The organism is Thauera phenolivorans, from assembly GCF_001696715.1.
GTDB lineage: Bacteria > Pseudomonadota > Gammaproteobacteria > Burkholderiales > Rhodocyclaceae > Thauera > Thauera phenolivorans.
The window spans coordinates 599,192-615,154 of record NZ_MBFM01000004.1; the positions used below are offsets into that span (position 1 = coordinate 599,192).

The window sequence follows — 15,963 nt, forward strand, 5'->3', positions numbered from 1 at the left end:
CGGTGCGCCGCCAACTCGAACTCTTCTTCACCGCGCTCGGCTTCTTCACCCGCATTCCGGTGCCGGCCTGGGTCGGCTGGGACCCCGCGCGCCTGCGGCCGGCGGCGGCCTACCTGCCGCTGGTGGGCTGGGTGGTGGGCGTGGTGGGGGCGGCGAGCTACCTCCTCTTCGCCCTGCTCCTGCCGCCCTCGGTGGCGGTGGTGCTGTCGATGGCGGCCAGCGTGCGGCTCACCGGCGCCTTCCACGAGGACGGCTTCGCCGACGCCTGCGACGGCCTCGGCGGCGGCTGGGACAAGGCACAGGTGCTGGCGATCATGAAGGACTCGCGCATCGGCAGCTACGCCGCGATCGGCATGGCGCTGATGCTGCTGGCGAAGGCGGTGGCGCTGATCGAGCTCGGCATCGACGACGACCTCAGCGTCGCGCTCGCGCTCTTCGCCGCCCATCCGCTGTCGCGTCTGGCGGCGGTGTGCCTGATCCAGACCCTGCCCTACGTGCGCGCCGACGACAGCGCGAAGTCGCGTCCGGTGGCGCACCGCCTGCCCGCCACCGGCTTCGCGCTCGCCGCCGCCTGCGGCCTGCTGCCGCTCGCGGCGCTGCTGCCGGCGGAGATCGCCGGCGCGCTGCTCGCTACCGCGGTCGCCACCCTGGGGCTGGCGCGCCTGTTCCGCCGCCGCCTCGGTGGCTACACCGGCGACCTGCTCGGCGCCACCCAGCAACTCGCCGAGCTCGCCTGCTACCTCGGGATCCTCGCCGCATGGAACTTCACCTGATCCGCCACCCCCGCCCCGACGTCGCGCCCGGCACCTGTTACGGCCACCACGACGTCGGCATCGCCGAATCCGCCGTCGAGGTCGCCGCCCGCCTGCGCCCGCTGCTGCCGGCCGGCTTCGCGCTGCACGCCAGCCCGCTCACCCGCGCCCGCCTGCTCGCCGAGGAACTCGGCGAGCCGCGACTCGACGAGCGCCTCAAGGAGATGCACTTCGGCGAATGGGAGGGCCGGCCCTTCGCCGACATCGGCGCCGCGATCGACGCCTGGGCTACCGACCCGATGGGTTTTCGGGCGCCGGGCGGCGAGTCGGCCCGCCAGATGAGCGAGCGCGTGCTGCACTGGCTCGACGAGCTGCGGGCCGCGCCGCCGGTGGAGGCGGTGGTGGTGGTCGCCCACGGCGGACCGCTGCGGGTGATCGCCGGCCATCTGCTCGGCCTGCCACCGGATCGCTGGCTGGGGCTGGACTTCGGCTGCGGCCAGGTCACCCGGCTCGACCTCGAGCCCTGGGGCACGGTGCTGAAGTGGTTCAACCGCTGAGCGCGGCGGGGGCGATGCTAAGCTTCGCCCTGTTGCCACGCCGACTGCGATCACGATGACGTCCACCCGCGAGCTCTACTTCCGCCTGCTGCGCTACTTCAAGCCGTATCGCGGCCTCGCGGTGCTGTCCGTGGTGCTGATGGCGGCGGCCGGCGGGGTCGATGCGCTGTTGGTGCGCCTGCTCAAGGACCTCATCGACGGCTTCGACTCGCTCGCCAGCGGCGAGATGCCGCTGTGGGTGATGCCGGTGGTGCTGCTCGGGCTCGGCCTGCTGCGCATGCTCACCTCCTACGGCTACGAATACACCAGCAGCTGGCTGTCCTCGCGCATCACCCACGACGTGCGTGCCGAGATGTACGAGCGCCTGCTGCGCCTGCCGGTGGCGACCTACGACCGCTCCTCGGTGGGCGAGCTGCTGTCGCGCGTCACCTACGACGTCAACCAGATCATGGAGGCCGGCCTGCAGGTGATCACCGTCATCGTCAAGGACGGCGTGCTGGCAATCTCGCTGCTCGCGATCCTGTTCTACACCGACTGGCAGCTGGCGATGTTCTGCGCCCTGCTCGCGCCCGGGGTGGCGATCTCGATGAAGGTCGTAGGCCGCCGCCAGCGCCGGCTCTCGCTGCAAACCCAGGACTCGATGGGCATGCTCGCGCGCATCCTCGACGAGAGCCTCGGCGGCCACCGCGTGGTGAAGGTCTTCAACGGCCAGGACTACGAGGCCGGCCGCTTCGCGCGCACCAACCAGCAGGTGCGCCGGCTCACGGTCAAGCGCGCCGCCACCACCGCGATCAACTCCGGCCTCAACCTGTTCATGGTGGCGGTGACGATCGCGCTCATCGTGTATTTCGCCGGCGTGCGCACCCAGGCCGGCGCGCTCACCGCGGGCGCCTTCGTCTCCTTCATGGGCGCGATGCTGCTGCTGCAGCAGCCGGTGAAGAGCCTCACCAAGATCAACGACCAGCTGCACCGCGGCCTCGCGGCGGCGCAGACGGTGTTCGCGCTGATCGACCAGGCGGCCGAGCCCGACCTCGGCACGAAGCCGATCGAGCACGCGCGCGGCGAGATCGACATCCGCGGCCTGCGCTTCGCCTACAACGACGACAAGGTCCCCGCGCTGCAGGACATCGACCTCCACATCCGCGCCGGCGAGACGGTCGCCTTCGTCGGCCAGTCGGGCAGCGGCAAGACCACCCTGGTGAACCTGATCGCGCGCTTCTACAGCGGCTACCAGGGCGAGCTCCTGCTCGACGGCGTGCCGATCGACGACTACCGGCTGCGCGACTACCGCCGTCAGCTGGCGATGGTGGGCCAGGACGTGGTGCTGTTCAACGACACCGTCGCCGCCAACATCGCCTACGCCGACCCCGCGCCCGATGCCGCGCGCATCCGCGCCGCCGCCGAGGCCGCCTTCGCCAGCGGCTTCATCGACGCGCTGCCCAACGGCTTCGAGGAGGTGCTCGGCGAGGAAGGCGCGCGCCTGTCCGGCGGCCAGCGCCAGCGCCTCGCGATCGCGCGCGCGATCTACCGCGACGCCCCGGTGCTGATCCTCGACGAGGCCACCTCGGCGCTCGACACCGAATCCGAGCGCATGGTGCAGGCCGCCCTCGACAACCTGATGCGCGACCGCACCACCCTGGTCATCGCCCACCGCCTGTCGACGATCGAGAAAGCCGACCGCATCGTGGTGATGTACCAGGGCCGCATCGTCGAGTCCGGCACCCACGCCGAGCTGCTGTCGAAGAAGGGCGCCTACGCCGCGATGCACGCGGTGCAGTTCGCCGAGGCCGCGGCGTGAGCGCCTCGGCGCCCGCCCCACCCTCGCCGCCTTCACCGCCCGGCGGCGCGCCGCGCACGCTGTGGCTGCTCACCGATGGCAAGCCCGGCCACCGCAGCCAGCTCGAGGGCCTGGCGCGCGCGCTCGCGGCGCTGACACCGACCGCCATCCACTGGATCGAGGCCCCGCCCCCGGTTGCGGCGCTGAAGGCGCTCGCCCGCCGCCGCTTTCCGCCCGGCGCCGACTTGCCCGCGCCCGACCTGATCGCCTGCTGCGGCCACCCCACCCATCTGCCCGCACTCGCCGCCCGCCGCGCCCGCGGCGGCCGCCTGGTGGCGCTGATGAAGCCCAGCCTGCCGCTCGCCTGCTTCGACCTGTGCGTGATTCCGCAGCACGACGCCCCGCCGGCGGGCGACAAGGTCATCGCCACCCGCGGCGTGCTCAACACCGCGCGCACCGACGGCGCGCGCGAAGCCGACCGCGGCCTGATCCTGATCGGCGGCCCGTCGAAGCACTTCGGCTGGGACGAAGCGGGCCTGCTCGCCCAGCTCGAGGACATCCTCGCCGCCACCCCCGCCATGCGCTGGACGCTCACCACCTCGCGCCGCACCCCGGCGAGCACCGAGGCCGCGCTCGAGCCGCTGCGCGCCCGCGGCCTCGACCTGCGCCCCTTCCGCGACACCGCCCCCGGCTGGGCGATGCAGGAACTGGCCCGCAGCGCCGAAGCCTGGGTCAGCGAGGACAGCGTGTCGATGGTCTACGAGAGCCTCAGCGCCGGCGCCGCCACCGGCCTGCTCGCGGTGCCGCGCCTGGCCCGCTCGCGGGTCAGCGAAGGCGTGGCGATGCTGATCGCCGACGGCCTGGTCACCCCCTTCGCCGCCTGGCAGACCCGCCACCACCTCACCCCCCCGCCCACCCCGCTCGCCGAGGCCGACCGGGTGGCGCAGGAGATTGTCCGGCGCTGGGGCTGAGGTTGTTGCGCGCGGGTGAGCGCCGCGCCCGCGATGACGGCCGTTATCGCCCTGGGGGCAGGGCGCCTACACCGGGGACGCTGATCGCAGGCACTGTAGGAGCGCACCCCTGTGCGCGATCAACAGCGCCCACTCCCGAGACAACCGCCGTTATCGCCCTGGGGGCAGGGCTCCTACAGCGGGAGCGCCGATCGTAGGCACTGTAGGAGCGCACCCCTGTGCGCGATCAACGGCGGTCGTACCAGCGACGCGGCTGCCGGGCTGCGGGTAGAATCCCGCCATGTCCGCCCCGCCCGCCACCGTCCGCGCCCCCAACCGGCCGCTCAAGGTCCTGCAGCTGCTGCCCGCCCTCGACGGCGGCGGAGTCGAGCGCGGCACGCTCGAGATCGCGCGCGCCCTGGTCGCGGCCGGGCACGAATCGGTGGTGCTGTCCAAGGGCGGCCGCCTGGTCGCCCAGCTCGAGCGCGAGGGCTCGCGCCACCTCACGCTCGACCTCGGCCGCAAGTCGCCGGCCACCTTCCTGCAGTACCGCGCCCTGCGCAAGCGCTTCGAGCAGGAGCGTTTCGACATCATCCACGCCCGCTCCCGCCTGCCCGCCTGGGTCGCCTGGCTGGCCTGGCGCGGCATGCCGGCCGCCACCCGCCCGCGCTTCGTCACCACGGTGCACGGCATGCACTCGGTCAGCCGCTACAGCGCGATCATGTGCGCCGGCGAGCGTGTCATCGCGGTGAGCGACACCGTGCGCGACTACATCCGAACCCACTACCCGCCGAGCCGCTGGCCGCACCTGGCGGACGAGCGCATCACCGTGATCCCGCGCGGCATCGACCCGGCGGAATTCCCGCGCGACCACCGGCCGTCGGATGAATGGCTCGCGCGCTTTCGCACCGAATTCCCGCAGCTCGGCCAGCGCAAGGTGCTGACGCTGCCCGGGCGGCTGACGCGGCTCAAGGGCCATCACGACTTCATCACGATCACGGGCAAGCTGGTCGCGGAAGGGCTGGACGTGGTCGGGCTGATCGTCGGCGGCGACGACCCCAAGCGCCCCGCTTACGCGAAGGAGATCCGTGAGCGCGTGCGGGCCGAGGGGCTGGCCGAGCGCATCCTGTTCACCGGCCACCGCAGCGACGTGCGCGAGATCTACGCGATCTCGGCCTGCGTGCTGAGCCTGTCCTCCACGCCGGAATCCTTCGGCCGCACGGTGCTGGAGCCGCTGGCGATGGGGCGGCCGGTGGTGGGGTATGCGCACGGGGGGGTGGCCGAGATCCTCGCCGAGCTGTTTCCCTTCGGCGCGGTGGCCAAGGGTGACCACGACGCTGCCGGCGCGCGCGCGGTCGGCGTGCTGCGCGGCGAGGCGCCGGCGATGAAACCCAATACCCGCTTCCTGCTGGCCGAGATGCAGGGGCGGACGATCGAACTCTACGAGGCGCTCGCATCATGATCTGGCTCGGCCTCGCGCTGGCCGCGGCCGCGCTGTGGTTTTCCGACCGCTACGCGTGGTGGCGGCGCCCGGTGGATTACCGCCACCCGCGGGTGCTGATGTACCACATGATCAGCCCGCACCGGAAAGGCGCGCGCTTCAACGGCCTGCGCGTGCCGCCCGAGCGCTTCGAGGCCCAGCTCGCCTGGCTCAGGCGCAACGGCTGGCAGTTCTTCACCGTCAACGAGCTGTGGGCGCGCTGGGACGCGCTGCCGGAAAAGAGCGTGGCGATCACCTTCGACGACGGCTACGCCGACAACCTCCACGCCGCCCTGCCGCTGCTCGAAAAGTACGACGCCCGCGCCACCGTCTACATGGTCGTCGACCGCCACGACCGCGACTGGTCCACCGCCAAGAAGGCGCACCACGACTCGGGCGAGCTCGCCCGCGAGCCCAAGCTGAGCGACGACGAGGTCCGCCGCCTGCTCGCCAGCGGCCGCATCGAGATCGGCTCGCACACGCTGACCCACATCAACATGAAGACCACCCCGCTGGCGGACAAGCGGCGCGAGCTGATCGAGTCGCGCCGGGCGCTGGAGCAGGACTTCGGCGTGCCGGTGAGCAGCTTCGCCTACCCCTTCGGCATCTACGCCGCGGAGGACGTGGCGCTCGCGCGCGAATGCGGCTACCAGACCGCGGTGACCACGGTCGACGGCATCGACCCGCGCAGCCCGCGCCCCGACCCGCTCGAGCTCAAGCGGATCAAGGTCAGCGGTAAGGACACGATGCTCGGCTTCGTGATGCGCATGCGGGCCGGCAAGCGGGGATGGCGCAAGTGAAGCGCAAGGTATGGATCCTGAGCGACGGCGCGCCCGGCCACCTGAGCCAGAGCCGCGGCGTGGTCGACGCGCTCGCGACGCGGCTCGCGCTGGAGGTCGACACCATCCCGCTGAAGGTGCGCAGCGCCTTGTGGAAGCGGCTCGGCCGCCTGTGCCTGCCACGCATCCGCAACACCCGCGCCTGGCTCGCCCGCATCTACGAGATCGCGCCCCCGCCCGGCCGGCCCGAGCTGATCGTCTCCTCGGGCGCCAACACCCTGCTCGCCAACGCCCTGCTCGCCCGCGAGCACCGCGCGGCCAACGTCTATAGCGGCACGCTGAAGGGCTACGACCCGACCGCCTTCGACTGCGTGTTCACCGTCGTGCGGCTCGCCGGCGTGGCCTGCAACCAGGTGCTGCCGCTGCCCCCGGTGCCGGGCGAGCTTGCCCGCCCGCTGCCCGCCCCGCCCGCCGGCACGCCGCGGATCGCGGTGCTGATCGGCGGCGACGGCGCCGGCTACGTCTTCCGCGACGCCGACTGGCGCGCGCTCGCCGACGGCCTCGCCGCCCTCGCCCGGCGGGAAGGCGCCCAGCTCCTGCTGACCACCTCGCGCCGCACCGGCGCGGCCGCAGAGGCCATCCTGCGCGCCGCGCTGCCGCCCGCGCTGCTCGCCGACGCGGTGTGGTGGGACCAGGCGCCGCGCAAGGTGGTGCGCGACTTCCTCGCCGCCGCGAGCGCGGTGGTGGTCACCGAGGACAGCCTCACCATGGTCGCCGAGAGCCTCTATTCCGGCCGCCCGGTGATCTCGGTCGCGCCCGCCACCGCCGCGCCCAACGCCAACGACGGCGCCGCGCTCGAGGCCTACGCCGAGCGTGGCCTGCTCGCGCGCAGCCCGATCGCCGGCCTCGCGAGCGCCGCGCTGCCGACCGCGAACCCCAGCCTGCCCGACGTCCAGGCCGAGATCGCCGCCGTCCTGCTGCCGCTGCTGGAACACCCGAAGCCATGAAAGACGTGCTGATCTGGGGCCGCTACGGTAACTACGGCCCGGACTACCCGCGCAACCGCGTCATCGAGTCGGTGCTGCGCGAGCTCGGCTGCACGGTGCGCCGCTTCCTGCCCGCGCTCTCCGCCACCGCCGACCTCGAATACGCGCTGCGCCGCGGCCCCCGGCCCGACCTCGTCTGGGTGCCCTGCTTCCGCCAGCGCGACCTCGCCGCCGCCGCCCGCTACGCCCGCCGCCACCGGCTGCCGCTGGTGTTCGACCCGCTGATCAGCGCCTACGACAAGCAGGTCAACGAGAAGCGCAAGTTCGCCGCCGACAGCGCCAAGGCGCGCAAGCTGCTGGCCTGGGAGTCGCGCCTGTTCAAGCTGCCCGACTGGCTGATCGCCGACACCGAAGGCCACGCCGACTACTTCCACGCCACCCATGGCGTACCGCGCGAACGCATCCGGGTGATCCCGGTGGGCGCGGAAGAAGCCCTGTTCTCCCCCCAGCCCTGGCCGCCAAAGCCCGCCGACGCCCCGCTCGAGCTGGTCTTCTTCGGCACCTTCATCGGCCTGCAGGGCGTCGACGTGCTGGCCCAGGCCATCCTGCAGTACGACGGCCCACCCACCCACTGGCGCCTGATCGGCGAAGGCCCGATGAAAGCGGAGTGCGAGCGCCTGCTCGCGCCGCTCGTCGGCGCCAGCGGCGCGAGCCGAATCAGCTTCGAAGGCTGGGGACCGCTGGCCGAGCTGCCCGGCCGGCTGGCGAGCGCGGACGCGATCCTCGGCATCTTCGGCACCAGCGACAAGGCGCTGCGGGTGATTCCGAACAAGGTGTATCAAGGCCTGGCGATCGGGCGGGCGGTGATCACGGCGGCGACGCCGGCGTTTCCGGTCGAGCTGAAGGCAGATGAGGAGCAGGGGCTGTTCTGGGCGCGGCCGGGGGATGCGGAGAGTGTGTGTGCGGCGGTGGGGCGGGTGCATGCAAGGCGAGATGCTTTACGTTCATTGGGCCGTGCGGCTCGGACCAGCTACGATGCGCACTTTTCCAATCAAGTAATTTCGGCGGTCCTACGGGATCTTCTCTGAAAGGAGAGCAGTGCGCCTCCCGTTCCTTCTCTCGAGCGGAGCGTGAGCCTGAGTCGCCACCGCTCAGACAAGTTCTACGCTACGAAAAAGGGGACAGGCGGGAACAGACAAAGCTTTGACGAAACCCACTCAACCGCTACGGCAGCAGGAAAGCAATGGTTTTACCCGAAACGCATCGCCAGTATCTCTATTACTTCAATTCGCTCGCCGCTTTCTGGTTCTTTGCTTTCATTATTGTCGGCCCTAAGTACAGTATTGCGAGTAGCGCCCTGCTGCTGCTGAGCCTGATCACGCTGCCGAGCAAGCTCGGTCGCGTCGGGACCGCACTGAAAACGCAACTGCCGTGGATCCTGGGAATCGGGGTCTATTGCGTCTATCACATTGCATACCGTTATTTTGAGGGGCTGCCCGCGGACAGGTTCGATCCGCCGTTGCGGTATCTCGCCGCAATACCGATCCTCATCTATCTGCAGCTCTATGGATTCAGCCAAACGGCGCTTGGGCTCGGGGCGGCGGCCGGCTGTCTCATCGGCGGTGGCGCAGGCATTCATGAGGTGGTGTCCGGCCACGCTGCCCGGGCGGGCTCGACGATCGCTCACCATCCCATCCCGTATGGCACGCTCGTCGCGCTGCTTGCAACGACCGCGATTTGCTGCGCGACGAGTACGCGAAGCCTTGCGCTCAGGGGCCTCCTTCTACTGGGCGCCGCAGTCGGTCTGGTAGCCGCAATCTATTCGGGAACTCGGGGACTATACCCCGCGGCTATTCTTGGGTTGTCATATCTCGGCTACCGCACGTTCCGATCCAGAGGCGTCAGCCGGGGCAAGATTTTATCTCTGGTCATTTCCCTGACCTTGACCGCCTCCTCCATCGCCTACCAGTTTCCGACGGTCGAACGCAGACTCAAGGAAACGGTTTTTGAAATCAGGAAGATCGAATCTGGTGATCTCAACACTTCAATCGGACAGCGACTGCAGATGTGGCATACCGCCATCCATCTGTTCAGCCAGAATCCGGTTTTCGGATCTGGTTCCGACAAAGCCGGCAGGAGCTCCCAAGCTTCAAGCTTTCTGGCTGAGCACGGCTACAGCAAGCGCGTCCTCGCCTATGACCATTTCCATAACGAGTACCTGCACGCGCTAGCAGCCCACGGCGCGGCCGGGTTCATGGTCCTGATCGGACTGTTCTGGGGAGCCCTCCGAGGCTTGTCTGCCGCACAAAGGGTGCCGGTAACCACCCTCCTGATCGTTATCGCGATAGAAGCCCTGACAGAAGGGGTCTTCATCGACACCAAACTCACCACCGCCTTCATTTTTCTGATCACTCTATTGCGCGCGCACGCATTCTGGCGTGATCACTCTGCAGAGTCAGCGCTCACGCCTTGCGATTCTCCTTTTCGGATCCCAAAAAGAAGTTTGTAGAACAGCGCATCCGCCACGCGGCGGAACGAACGTCGAATCGCACGCTGAAAGGACCTCGGCCTGGCAGCAGTGCGCACGCTCTCGCGCCCGTCGTCGAGGGAAGAGTTCTGCGCCGTCTCATGAAGGTGAATTGGGTTCGGCAGAACGCATCGCACGTCGACCCCCCAGAGCATGTTCAGATCCATCCAGTCGTCGACCAGAAAACGTATCGGTGACTGCTTTCTGAGCAACAGCCGGGCGCCAGCGCGATTGATCAAGTATCCATGTGCGAGCCACGCGTTTCGCACAACTGCGATTCGGTAAGGCTCCGTCAGCTCAAGCAGCGGACGCGCCAGGTAGCGGTCGGCCTGGGTCAGCAGCAGTACGCGCGGCGTATCCGCCGCAAGCCAGGTCCGCAGGGCATCCTGCTCGAGAAGGGGGAGGACGTGATTCGTCAGCTCCGCGTCGTCCTCGAGTACGAGGGCGAAAGGCGCCTTGCCGTCGAGCAGTGTTTCATATGCTCCAAGATGGGACAGGGTGCATCCGACCTCACCCGCGGACGGCGCTCTGCCGTACCAGCCTTCGAAGAAGGCGCGGTCTACCTTCGCATCCCGTTGTTCGGAGCTCAGTCGACGGCCGTCGACAGCCTCCAGTCGCTGAAAACCATCCAGCGCAAGCCCGCGAAGATGTGCGGAAATTCGCTGCCAACGCTCACCGGCAGCAGTGAGGTTGATGACGAAGATGGGACAGGGCCCCATCAGCCCCGCCCCACCCTTCGTGCGGACACGACGAGTTTCCGGACCGACTCATCAAGCAGTCGGGCGATTGCCTGATCGGAGTAAAGCCGAACGGCCTCGCGCCGGCCACTCTCCGCCAAACGCCGGCGCAATTCAGGTTCGTCATGCAATCGCCGGAGGGCGGCGACAAGGGCCGCGGGATTCTTTGCCGGTACGACCAGCGCCGTCTGACCGTCCACATAACAACTTGACGCACCGTCCACATCGGTTCCGATCAGCGCCTTTCGCCATGCAAAACTTTCGAGGATCGTGATGCCTTGCGCCTCGGCCTCCGAAGTGAAGCAGACGACATCCAGTCCATTGAAAAAGTCGCCCTTCTGCTCCGGGCCAATCCACCCGGGGAACTCCACGCGATCACGCAATCCGAGTTCCTCCGCCTGCCGCTCAAGCGCAGCGCGCTGCTCACCCTTGCCCGCGATGAGGGCCCGGAATTCCAGACCCTCCTTCGCGAGCAAGCCCAACGCCGCTAGCAGATGATGAAACCCCTTCACGGGGACCAATCGTCCGATGGCCCCGATCGTGAATGGCGGGTCCGTATGCTCTTTCAGCGCGTCCTCCGGCGGCACACTCACCGCATTGCTGATCACGAAGCTCGGTTTGGTGCCTCCGGTCGCCTCATCCACGAGGCGCTTCATATAGGGCGTGATGCAGAAGAAGGCATCCGCCCTCAGGGTGCGCTTGATATTGTGACTGTGGTTGAACGCGATCACCGGTACACCCTTCGGTGCGGCCCGCCCCAGCATATGTATCGCGCGACCGCTGTGAGCGATGATGGCTTCGATATGCCGCTCGCAGATCAAGCGCCGGGCCTTCCAACTGGCGAGCACATCATAGTGCCCCGAATTCCTCAGGGTCACGACATCGATTTTGCTGCCCGCATAGTCCGGCACCTTGGCCGCGTCTTCGGCGGCGAGCAGCAGTGTGACGCGATGCCCGCATTGGGCGAGCAGTTCCGCCGTTTTCAGCGTCGCATTCCAGCGCCCACCGGTCGAGTCGCCGTAGACCGAATTCAAGATGTGCATCGGAATTGTGTCCTGACTTGATCGGCGGCCTTCAGCCGCCAAGGTTCGAACGTTTCAGCAGGCGCCGCGCAAGACGCTTGAGGTCGCCGGGCCAGGTTCGCTTGGCCTCGTCGAAGAGTGTTCTTGCCGGAATGCCTCGCATCCGAATCCACGACGAGAGCGGGCGAAGGTGACGAGCGGGCGGCTTTCTGGTTGCATCTGCTTTGGGTTCCTTTGACGCGGCGCAGGGAGCCTACAGTCGGAGGACCGCTTTGCACGACCCCGATCAGCAGACCGTATCACTACGCGCAGTATAGCCTCACACGGATCAGTGCCCAGCGGTGGAAGCAAGCATGCACACCCCCAAGCGACGAAAGCGTCGTAATACCGGCGTGATCGCCGCGCGTTCGGCGCGACTGGCGTCCAAACGGCACAGCGTGAAACATCTTCTCATCAGTTCGGTTCTAGATTTCTCGGTGCAGTGCGATAATCGGGGGCCTCCCCTCCGCCCCTCATTCCCCATGCAGAACCCCCAGCCAGCGCTCAGTTCCTACGCAGACGACGAGATCAGCCTCCTCGAACTCTGGCAGGTCCTCGTCAAGCGCAAGGCGCTCATCCTTACCTGCTTCATCCTCTGCCTCGCCGCAGGCGCGGCGTTCGCGTTCCTCAAGGCCCCGGTCTACGAGGCCAGCATCAAGCTGCGCATCGGCCAGGTGCAGGGCAACGGCGGGCTGCTCGAGAACGCGGAAGAACTCTCGGCGCGCATCCTCGCCCAGTACGGCGAGGACGTTGCCGAAGGCATCAAGCGCGACCGGCCCTTCATCACCAAGGCCAGCGTACAGAAGGGGGTGACCACCACGCTCCAGCTCACGGCCGAAGGCGATACGCCGGAAGACGCTGCGCGGCTGCTCGACGACGTGGCCAAGGGCGTGCAGAAAACCCACACGACCATGTTCGAGGGCAACCTCAAGCCCATCGCCGAGCGCCTCAAGAGCCTCGAAGAGCAGCGCACCGCGCTGCAGCAGCAATACGTCGACCTCACCCAGCTCGCCGAGCAGCTCAAGGATCGCGACAGCGTCCAGGCCTCGCTGGTGATGCTGGAGCGCGGCCCGATCACCAACTCGATCAACCAGCAGGACGCCGAACGCCTGCGCCTCTCGCAGCAACTCACCCCGCCGCAGACCCGGCCCACCGAACTGATCGGTGAGATCACCGCGCCGGCGAAGCCGTCGAAGCCCAAAAAGGCGCTGGTGCTCGCACTTGCCGCCGTGTTGGGGATGATGAGTGGCGTGATGCTCGCTTTCGCTGCCGAATTCATCTCGAAAGCCAAGGCAAACGGCGAAACGAAAGCCTAATGCCATGGGAGTTCTAAAAAAGGGGCAATCGTTTATTTGCCCTTGCCGCTGTTCGCGACGAATGCAGCACATTGCCCGGCCCTGACCATGCTCGACATCTCAGCGCTTCTCGCCAATAAGCCCGTAGACCATCCAAATGCCGCGATCGAACACCTCTTGGCCACCTACACCCTACCCGTTTTCGGTGCGGCAAAGCAGGTCAAGCACGAGGTCGCGGCGCTGCGCGCCCTGAGTACTCTCGGCGCGCTCCCTGACAACGGTGACGAGTACCCACCCGTCACCACCTTGCGCATCACCAGGGCCAAAGCCCGCAACCTGCTCTACCAGGACGCGCCCGACACCCTTACGTCACGGCAACAAATCGACGACGCGCTTCGTGCGCTCGTCATACATCCCACCTCAACGACGGACGGTGACCTCATCCTTCTCGAGATCCCCCAGCCCTTCCTGATGGATGCCCTGCGCCACCGCGTCCGCCAACTCGGCTTCCTGAGCGTCAGTAGGTTTGGCGGCAGCATCGCCCGACTTCCACTGCGCGCCCTCGCCGCGCTCATCGAGGACCTCGTCCCACCCGCCGAGCGCAAATCCGTGGCCGCGCAACTGCGACGCCAAGGCGTTGAAGGCGCCGATCTTCAGAGTCTTGTTCTTGGGCTCATAAAAACAGCAGGCCGTGCTGCAGTTGGAGCCGCCGGCGAGCACCTGGGTACAAGCATCGCCGAAAGAATCGGGGCGGTGTTCAACTACGTCGCACACCAGACTCAAAGCAGCTAACCCACCCGCAGACTCATAGTGCCCTCCACCACCAAGCGCCTCCTCAACCTCTTCCTGCGTGCCGCCACGCTAGCGAGTAAGTTCGCGCTCATCTTCGCGCTGGCGAAGTTTCTGGAGCCGGCGGAAGTGGGGCTCTACGGGCTGGTTGCGGCGACAATCGGATACTGCCTTTTCATGCTCGGCCTAGAGTTCTACACGTATTCAATGCGCGAACTGATTGCATCGCCACCGCACGCACAGCCGAGCATTCTCCGGGATCAGATAGTCTTTTACCTCTTCACCTATGCTTTATTTCTGCCGCCATTAATTTTACTTTTCATGGGTGATTTTCTGCCCTGGATGCTCGTTTGTTGGTTTTACGTACTGCTCATCCTCGAGCACGTAGCACAAGAGTTGAATCGGGTGTTGGTTGCCCTATCTCTTCAACTGGAGGCTAGCATCGTTCTGTTCGTGCGGAGTGGCGCTTGGGGCTTAGCATTGATCCCGTTGATGTGGGCTACCCCCTCCCTCAGAGAGTTACATGCTGCGCTGGCTGCTTGGTCCATTGGTGCCGCTGCGGCCTGTGCACTGGGCGCTTGGTGGATTGTGCGCAAGTTCGAAGTACAGAATCCAAAACCGATAGACTGGCGCTGGATCAAAAGGGGAGTTCGCATCGCATTACCCATGCTAATCGCTGCTTTGGCGATTCGAGGACTATTCACCTTTGATAGATACTGGGTTGAAGCCATCGGGGGACTCGACACTTTGGGTGCTTATGTGCTCTACGCAGGAATTGGCAATGCAGTAATCTCGTTCCTCGACGCTGGCGTGGTCGTATTTTTTTACCCTCGGTTAGTGAGTGCTGCACGCACGAACGACCTCCTTGGCTACAGGACCGCGATGAAGAGCCTAAGGATTAACATTATCCTTTCTACGTGCCTGCTTACCACACTGGCTTTTAGCGCTGCTTTTTTCATTGTCGAATGGCTCGACAAGCCCGACTATGACGAAAATTTCCACCTTCTAGCTTGGATCTTGGCTGCAATGCTGATTTACGGTCTCAGCCATACACCCCACCTCGGGCTGTACGCACAAGGAAGAGATCGGACGCTCGTACTGAGTCAGTTGGCAGCATTAGTAACTTTCTTGATTTCAGCCATTGCTCTAAATGATAGCCTCGGCGTAACTTCAGTCCCAGCCGCACTATGCGCAGCATTCGCGGCGTTGTACCTCTGGAAAGCTTTGGCATACAAAGAGATGCTCAGAGAACTCAACGTATCCACCTAATTCACTATCTAGACGTCAAAAATGAAAACTGCCCTTATCACTGGAGCCGATGGCTTTATCGGCTCACACTTGACCGAACTCCTCGTCCGCGAGGGCTTCAAGGTCAAAGCACTCTCCCAATACAACTCCTTCAACTATTGGGGATGGCTCGAGGACGTTGACTGCATCGGTGACATCGAAGTCTTGAACGGTGACGTTCGCGACCCTCACTACTGCAAACACATCACGAAAGATGTGGACGTCGTTTTTCACCTGGCTGCACTTATTGCCATTCCGTACTCTTATGTCGCACCAGATAGCTACGTCGACACCAACGTGAAGGGCACACTGAACATTTGCCAGGCTGCGCTTCAGAATGGCGTCGAACGCGTCATTCACACTTCAACCAGCGAGGTCTACGGCACCGCGCATTATGTGCCCATCGACGAAAAGCATCCGCTTCAACCTCAATCGCCATACAGCGCCTCAAAGATTGGTGCGGATGCGATGGCAATGAGCTTTTACAACGCGTTCGACCTTCCCCTCACGATCGCGCGCCCCTTCAATACCTACGGCCCTCGACAGTCGGCGCGCGCAGTGATCCCGACGATCATCAGCCAGATCGCGAGCGGCAAGAAGCAAATCAAGCTCGGCGACGTTACCCCGACACGCGACTTCAACTACGTTGCCGACACGTGCCGCGGTTTCCTCGCCCTTGCCCGGTGCGACAAGGCGATCGGCGAAACAGTCAATATCGGCTCGAACTTCGAGATCTCAGTGGGTGACACACTGAAACTGATCCGAGAACTGATGAAGAGCGACGTCGAGTTCCTCACCGACGAGCAACGAATCCGCCCGGGGAAGTCCGAGGTGTTCCGCCTGTGGTGCGACAACTCCAGGATCCGCGAACTGACTGGCTTCGAACCGCAGTACAGCATCCGTGATGGCCTGCAGGCTACGGTGGAATGGTTCACCCGGCCCGAGAACCTCGCCAAGTACAAAGCCGACATCTATAACGTCTGAAC

Annotated in this window: 15 protein-coding genes; 13 read left to right on the forward strand and 2 right to left on the reverse strand. The window is 66.1% G+C overall.

From position 1 onward, the window contains the following. The first annotated feature begins 2 nt into the window (after positions 1-2). From BB334_RS12795 to BB334_RS12835, 9 genes are all read left to right on the forward strand, one after another. Complete coding sequence (locus BB334_RS12795; protein WP_068808864.1) at positions 3-773, forward strand: adenosylcobinamide-GDP ribazoletransferase; 771 nt, start codon at positions 3-5, stop codon at positions 771-773. Further along, positions 758-1,309 (forward strand): alpha-ribazole phosphatase family protein, encoded by a 552-nt coding sequence (gene cobC / locus BB334_RS12800; RefSeq protein WP_068808865.1) that lies wholly within the window; start codon positions 758-760, stop codon positions 1,307-1,309. The genes BB334_RS12795 and cobC overlap by 16 nt, the downstream gene beginning before the upstream one ends. Positions 1,310-1,364: 55 nt before the next feature. Beyond that, positions 1,365-3,107: a lipid A export permease/ATP-binding protein MsbA gene (gene msbA, locus BB334_RS12805; RefSeq protein ID WP_068808866.1), complete on the forward strand. Its 1,743-nt coding sequence runs from the start codon at positions 1,365-1,367 to the stop codon at positions 3,105-3,107. Continuing rightward, a complete protein-coding gene (locus tag BB334_RS12810) occupies positions 3,104-4,057 on the forward strand; it encodes a mitochondrial fission ELM1 family protein (RefSeq protein ID WP_083200419.1) in 954 nt (317 codons plus the stop codon). Before msbA ends, BB334_RS12810 begins: the two co-directional genes overlap by 4 nt. A gap of 280 nt (positions 4,058-4,337) precedes the next feature. Then, on the forward strand, positions 4,338-5,498 hold the full coding sequence (locus BB334_RS12815) for a glycosyltransferase family 4 protein (protein WP_068808867.1): 1,161 nt from the start codon (positions 4,338-4,340) through the stop codon (positions 5,496-5,498). Beyond that, complete coding sequence (locus tag BB334_RS12820) at positions 5,495-6,316, forward strand: polysaccharide deacetylase family protein (protein WP_068808868.1); 822 nt, start codon at positions 5,495-5,497, stop codon at positions 6,314-6,316. Before BB334_RS12815 ends, BB334_RS12820 begins: the two co-directional genes overlap by 4 nt. Further along, positions 6,313-7,302 carry an ELM1/GtrOC1 family putative glycosyltransferase gene (locus BB334_RS12825; protein ID WP_408646451.1) on the forward strand — a complete coding sequence of 330 codons (990 nt, stop codon included), beginning with the start codon at positions 6,313-6,315 and terminating at the stop codon, positions 7,300-7,302. Before BB334_RS12820 ends, BB334_RS12825 begins: the two co-directional genes overlap by 4 nt. Continuing rightward, the gene (locus BB334_RS12830; protein ID WP_068808870.1) at positions 7,299-8,369 is read left to right on the forward strand and encodes a glycosyltransferase; all 1,071 of its coding nucleotides are present in this window, start codon (positions 7,299-7,301) and stop codon (positions 8,367-8,369) included. Before BB334_RS12825 ends, BB334_RS12830 begins: the two co-directional genes overlap by 4 nt. Before the next feature lie 155 nt (positions 8,370-8,524). Continuing rightward, the gene (locus tag BB334_RS12835; protein ID WP_068808871.1) at positions 8,525-9,790 is read left to right on the forward strand and encodes an O-antigen ligase family protein; all 1,266 of its coding nucleotides are present in this window, start codon (positions 8,525-8,527) and stop codon (positions 9,788-9,790) included. On the opposite strand, the gene BB334_RS17655 is transcribed toward BB334_RS12835, so the two are convergent. Both BB334_RS17655 and BB334_RS12845 read right to left on the reverse strand, forming a co-directional pair. Next, a complete protein-coding gene (locus BB334_RS17655; RefSeq protein ID WP_083200421.1) occupies positions 9,724-10,527 on the reverse strand; it encodes a glycosyltransferase family 25 protein in 804 nt (267 codons plus the stop codon). The genes BB334_RS12835 and BB334_RS17655 overlap by 67 nt on opposite strands. After that, a complete protein-coding gene (locus tag BB334_RS12845) occupies positions 10,527-11,588 on the reverse strand; it encodes a glycosyltransferase family 4 protein (protein WP_068808873.1) in 1,062 nt (353 codons plus the stop codon). Before BB334_RS12845 ends, BB334_RS17655 begins: the two co-directional genes overlap by 1 nt. A 332-nt stretch (positions 11,589-11,920) precedes the next feature. Here BB334_RS12845 and BB334_RS12850 point away from each other — a divergent pair, with 332 nt between their 5' ends. The 4 genes from BB334_RS12850 (at position 11,921) to BB334_RS12865 (ending at position 15,961) form a co-directional block, all read left to right on the forward strand. Beyond that, entirely contained in the window at positions 11,921-12,922 is a 1,002-nt protein-coding gene (locus tag BB334_RS12850) for a Wzz/FepE/Etk N-terminal domain-containing protein (RefSeq protein WP_083200422.1), read from the forward strand. Between the two features lie 87 nt (positions 12,923-13,009). Next, positions 13,010-13,693 (forward strand): hypothetical protein, encoded by a 684-nt coding sequence (locus BB334_RS12855; RefSeq protein ID WP_068808875.1) that lies wholly within the window; start codon positions 13,010-13,012, stop codon positions 13,691-13,693. An 18-nt stretch (positions 13,694-13,711) separates the two neighbouring features. Continuing rightward, entirely contained in the window at positions 13,712-14,959 is a 1,248-nt protein-coding gene (locus tag BB334_RS12860; RefSeq protein WP_068808876.1) for a lipopolysaccharide biosynthesis protein, read from the forward strand. Positions 14,960-14,980: 21 nt separating this feature from the next. Further along, the gene (locus BB334_RS12865) at positions 14,981-15,961 is read left to right on the forward strand and encodes an NAD-dependent 4,6-dehydratase LegB (RefSeq protein ID WP_068808877.1); all 981 of its coding nucleotides are present in this window, start codon (positions 14,981-14,983) and stop codon (positions 15,959-15,961) included. Positions 15,962-15,963: the final 2 nt, after the last annotated feature.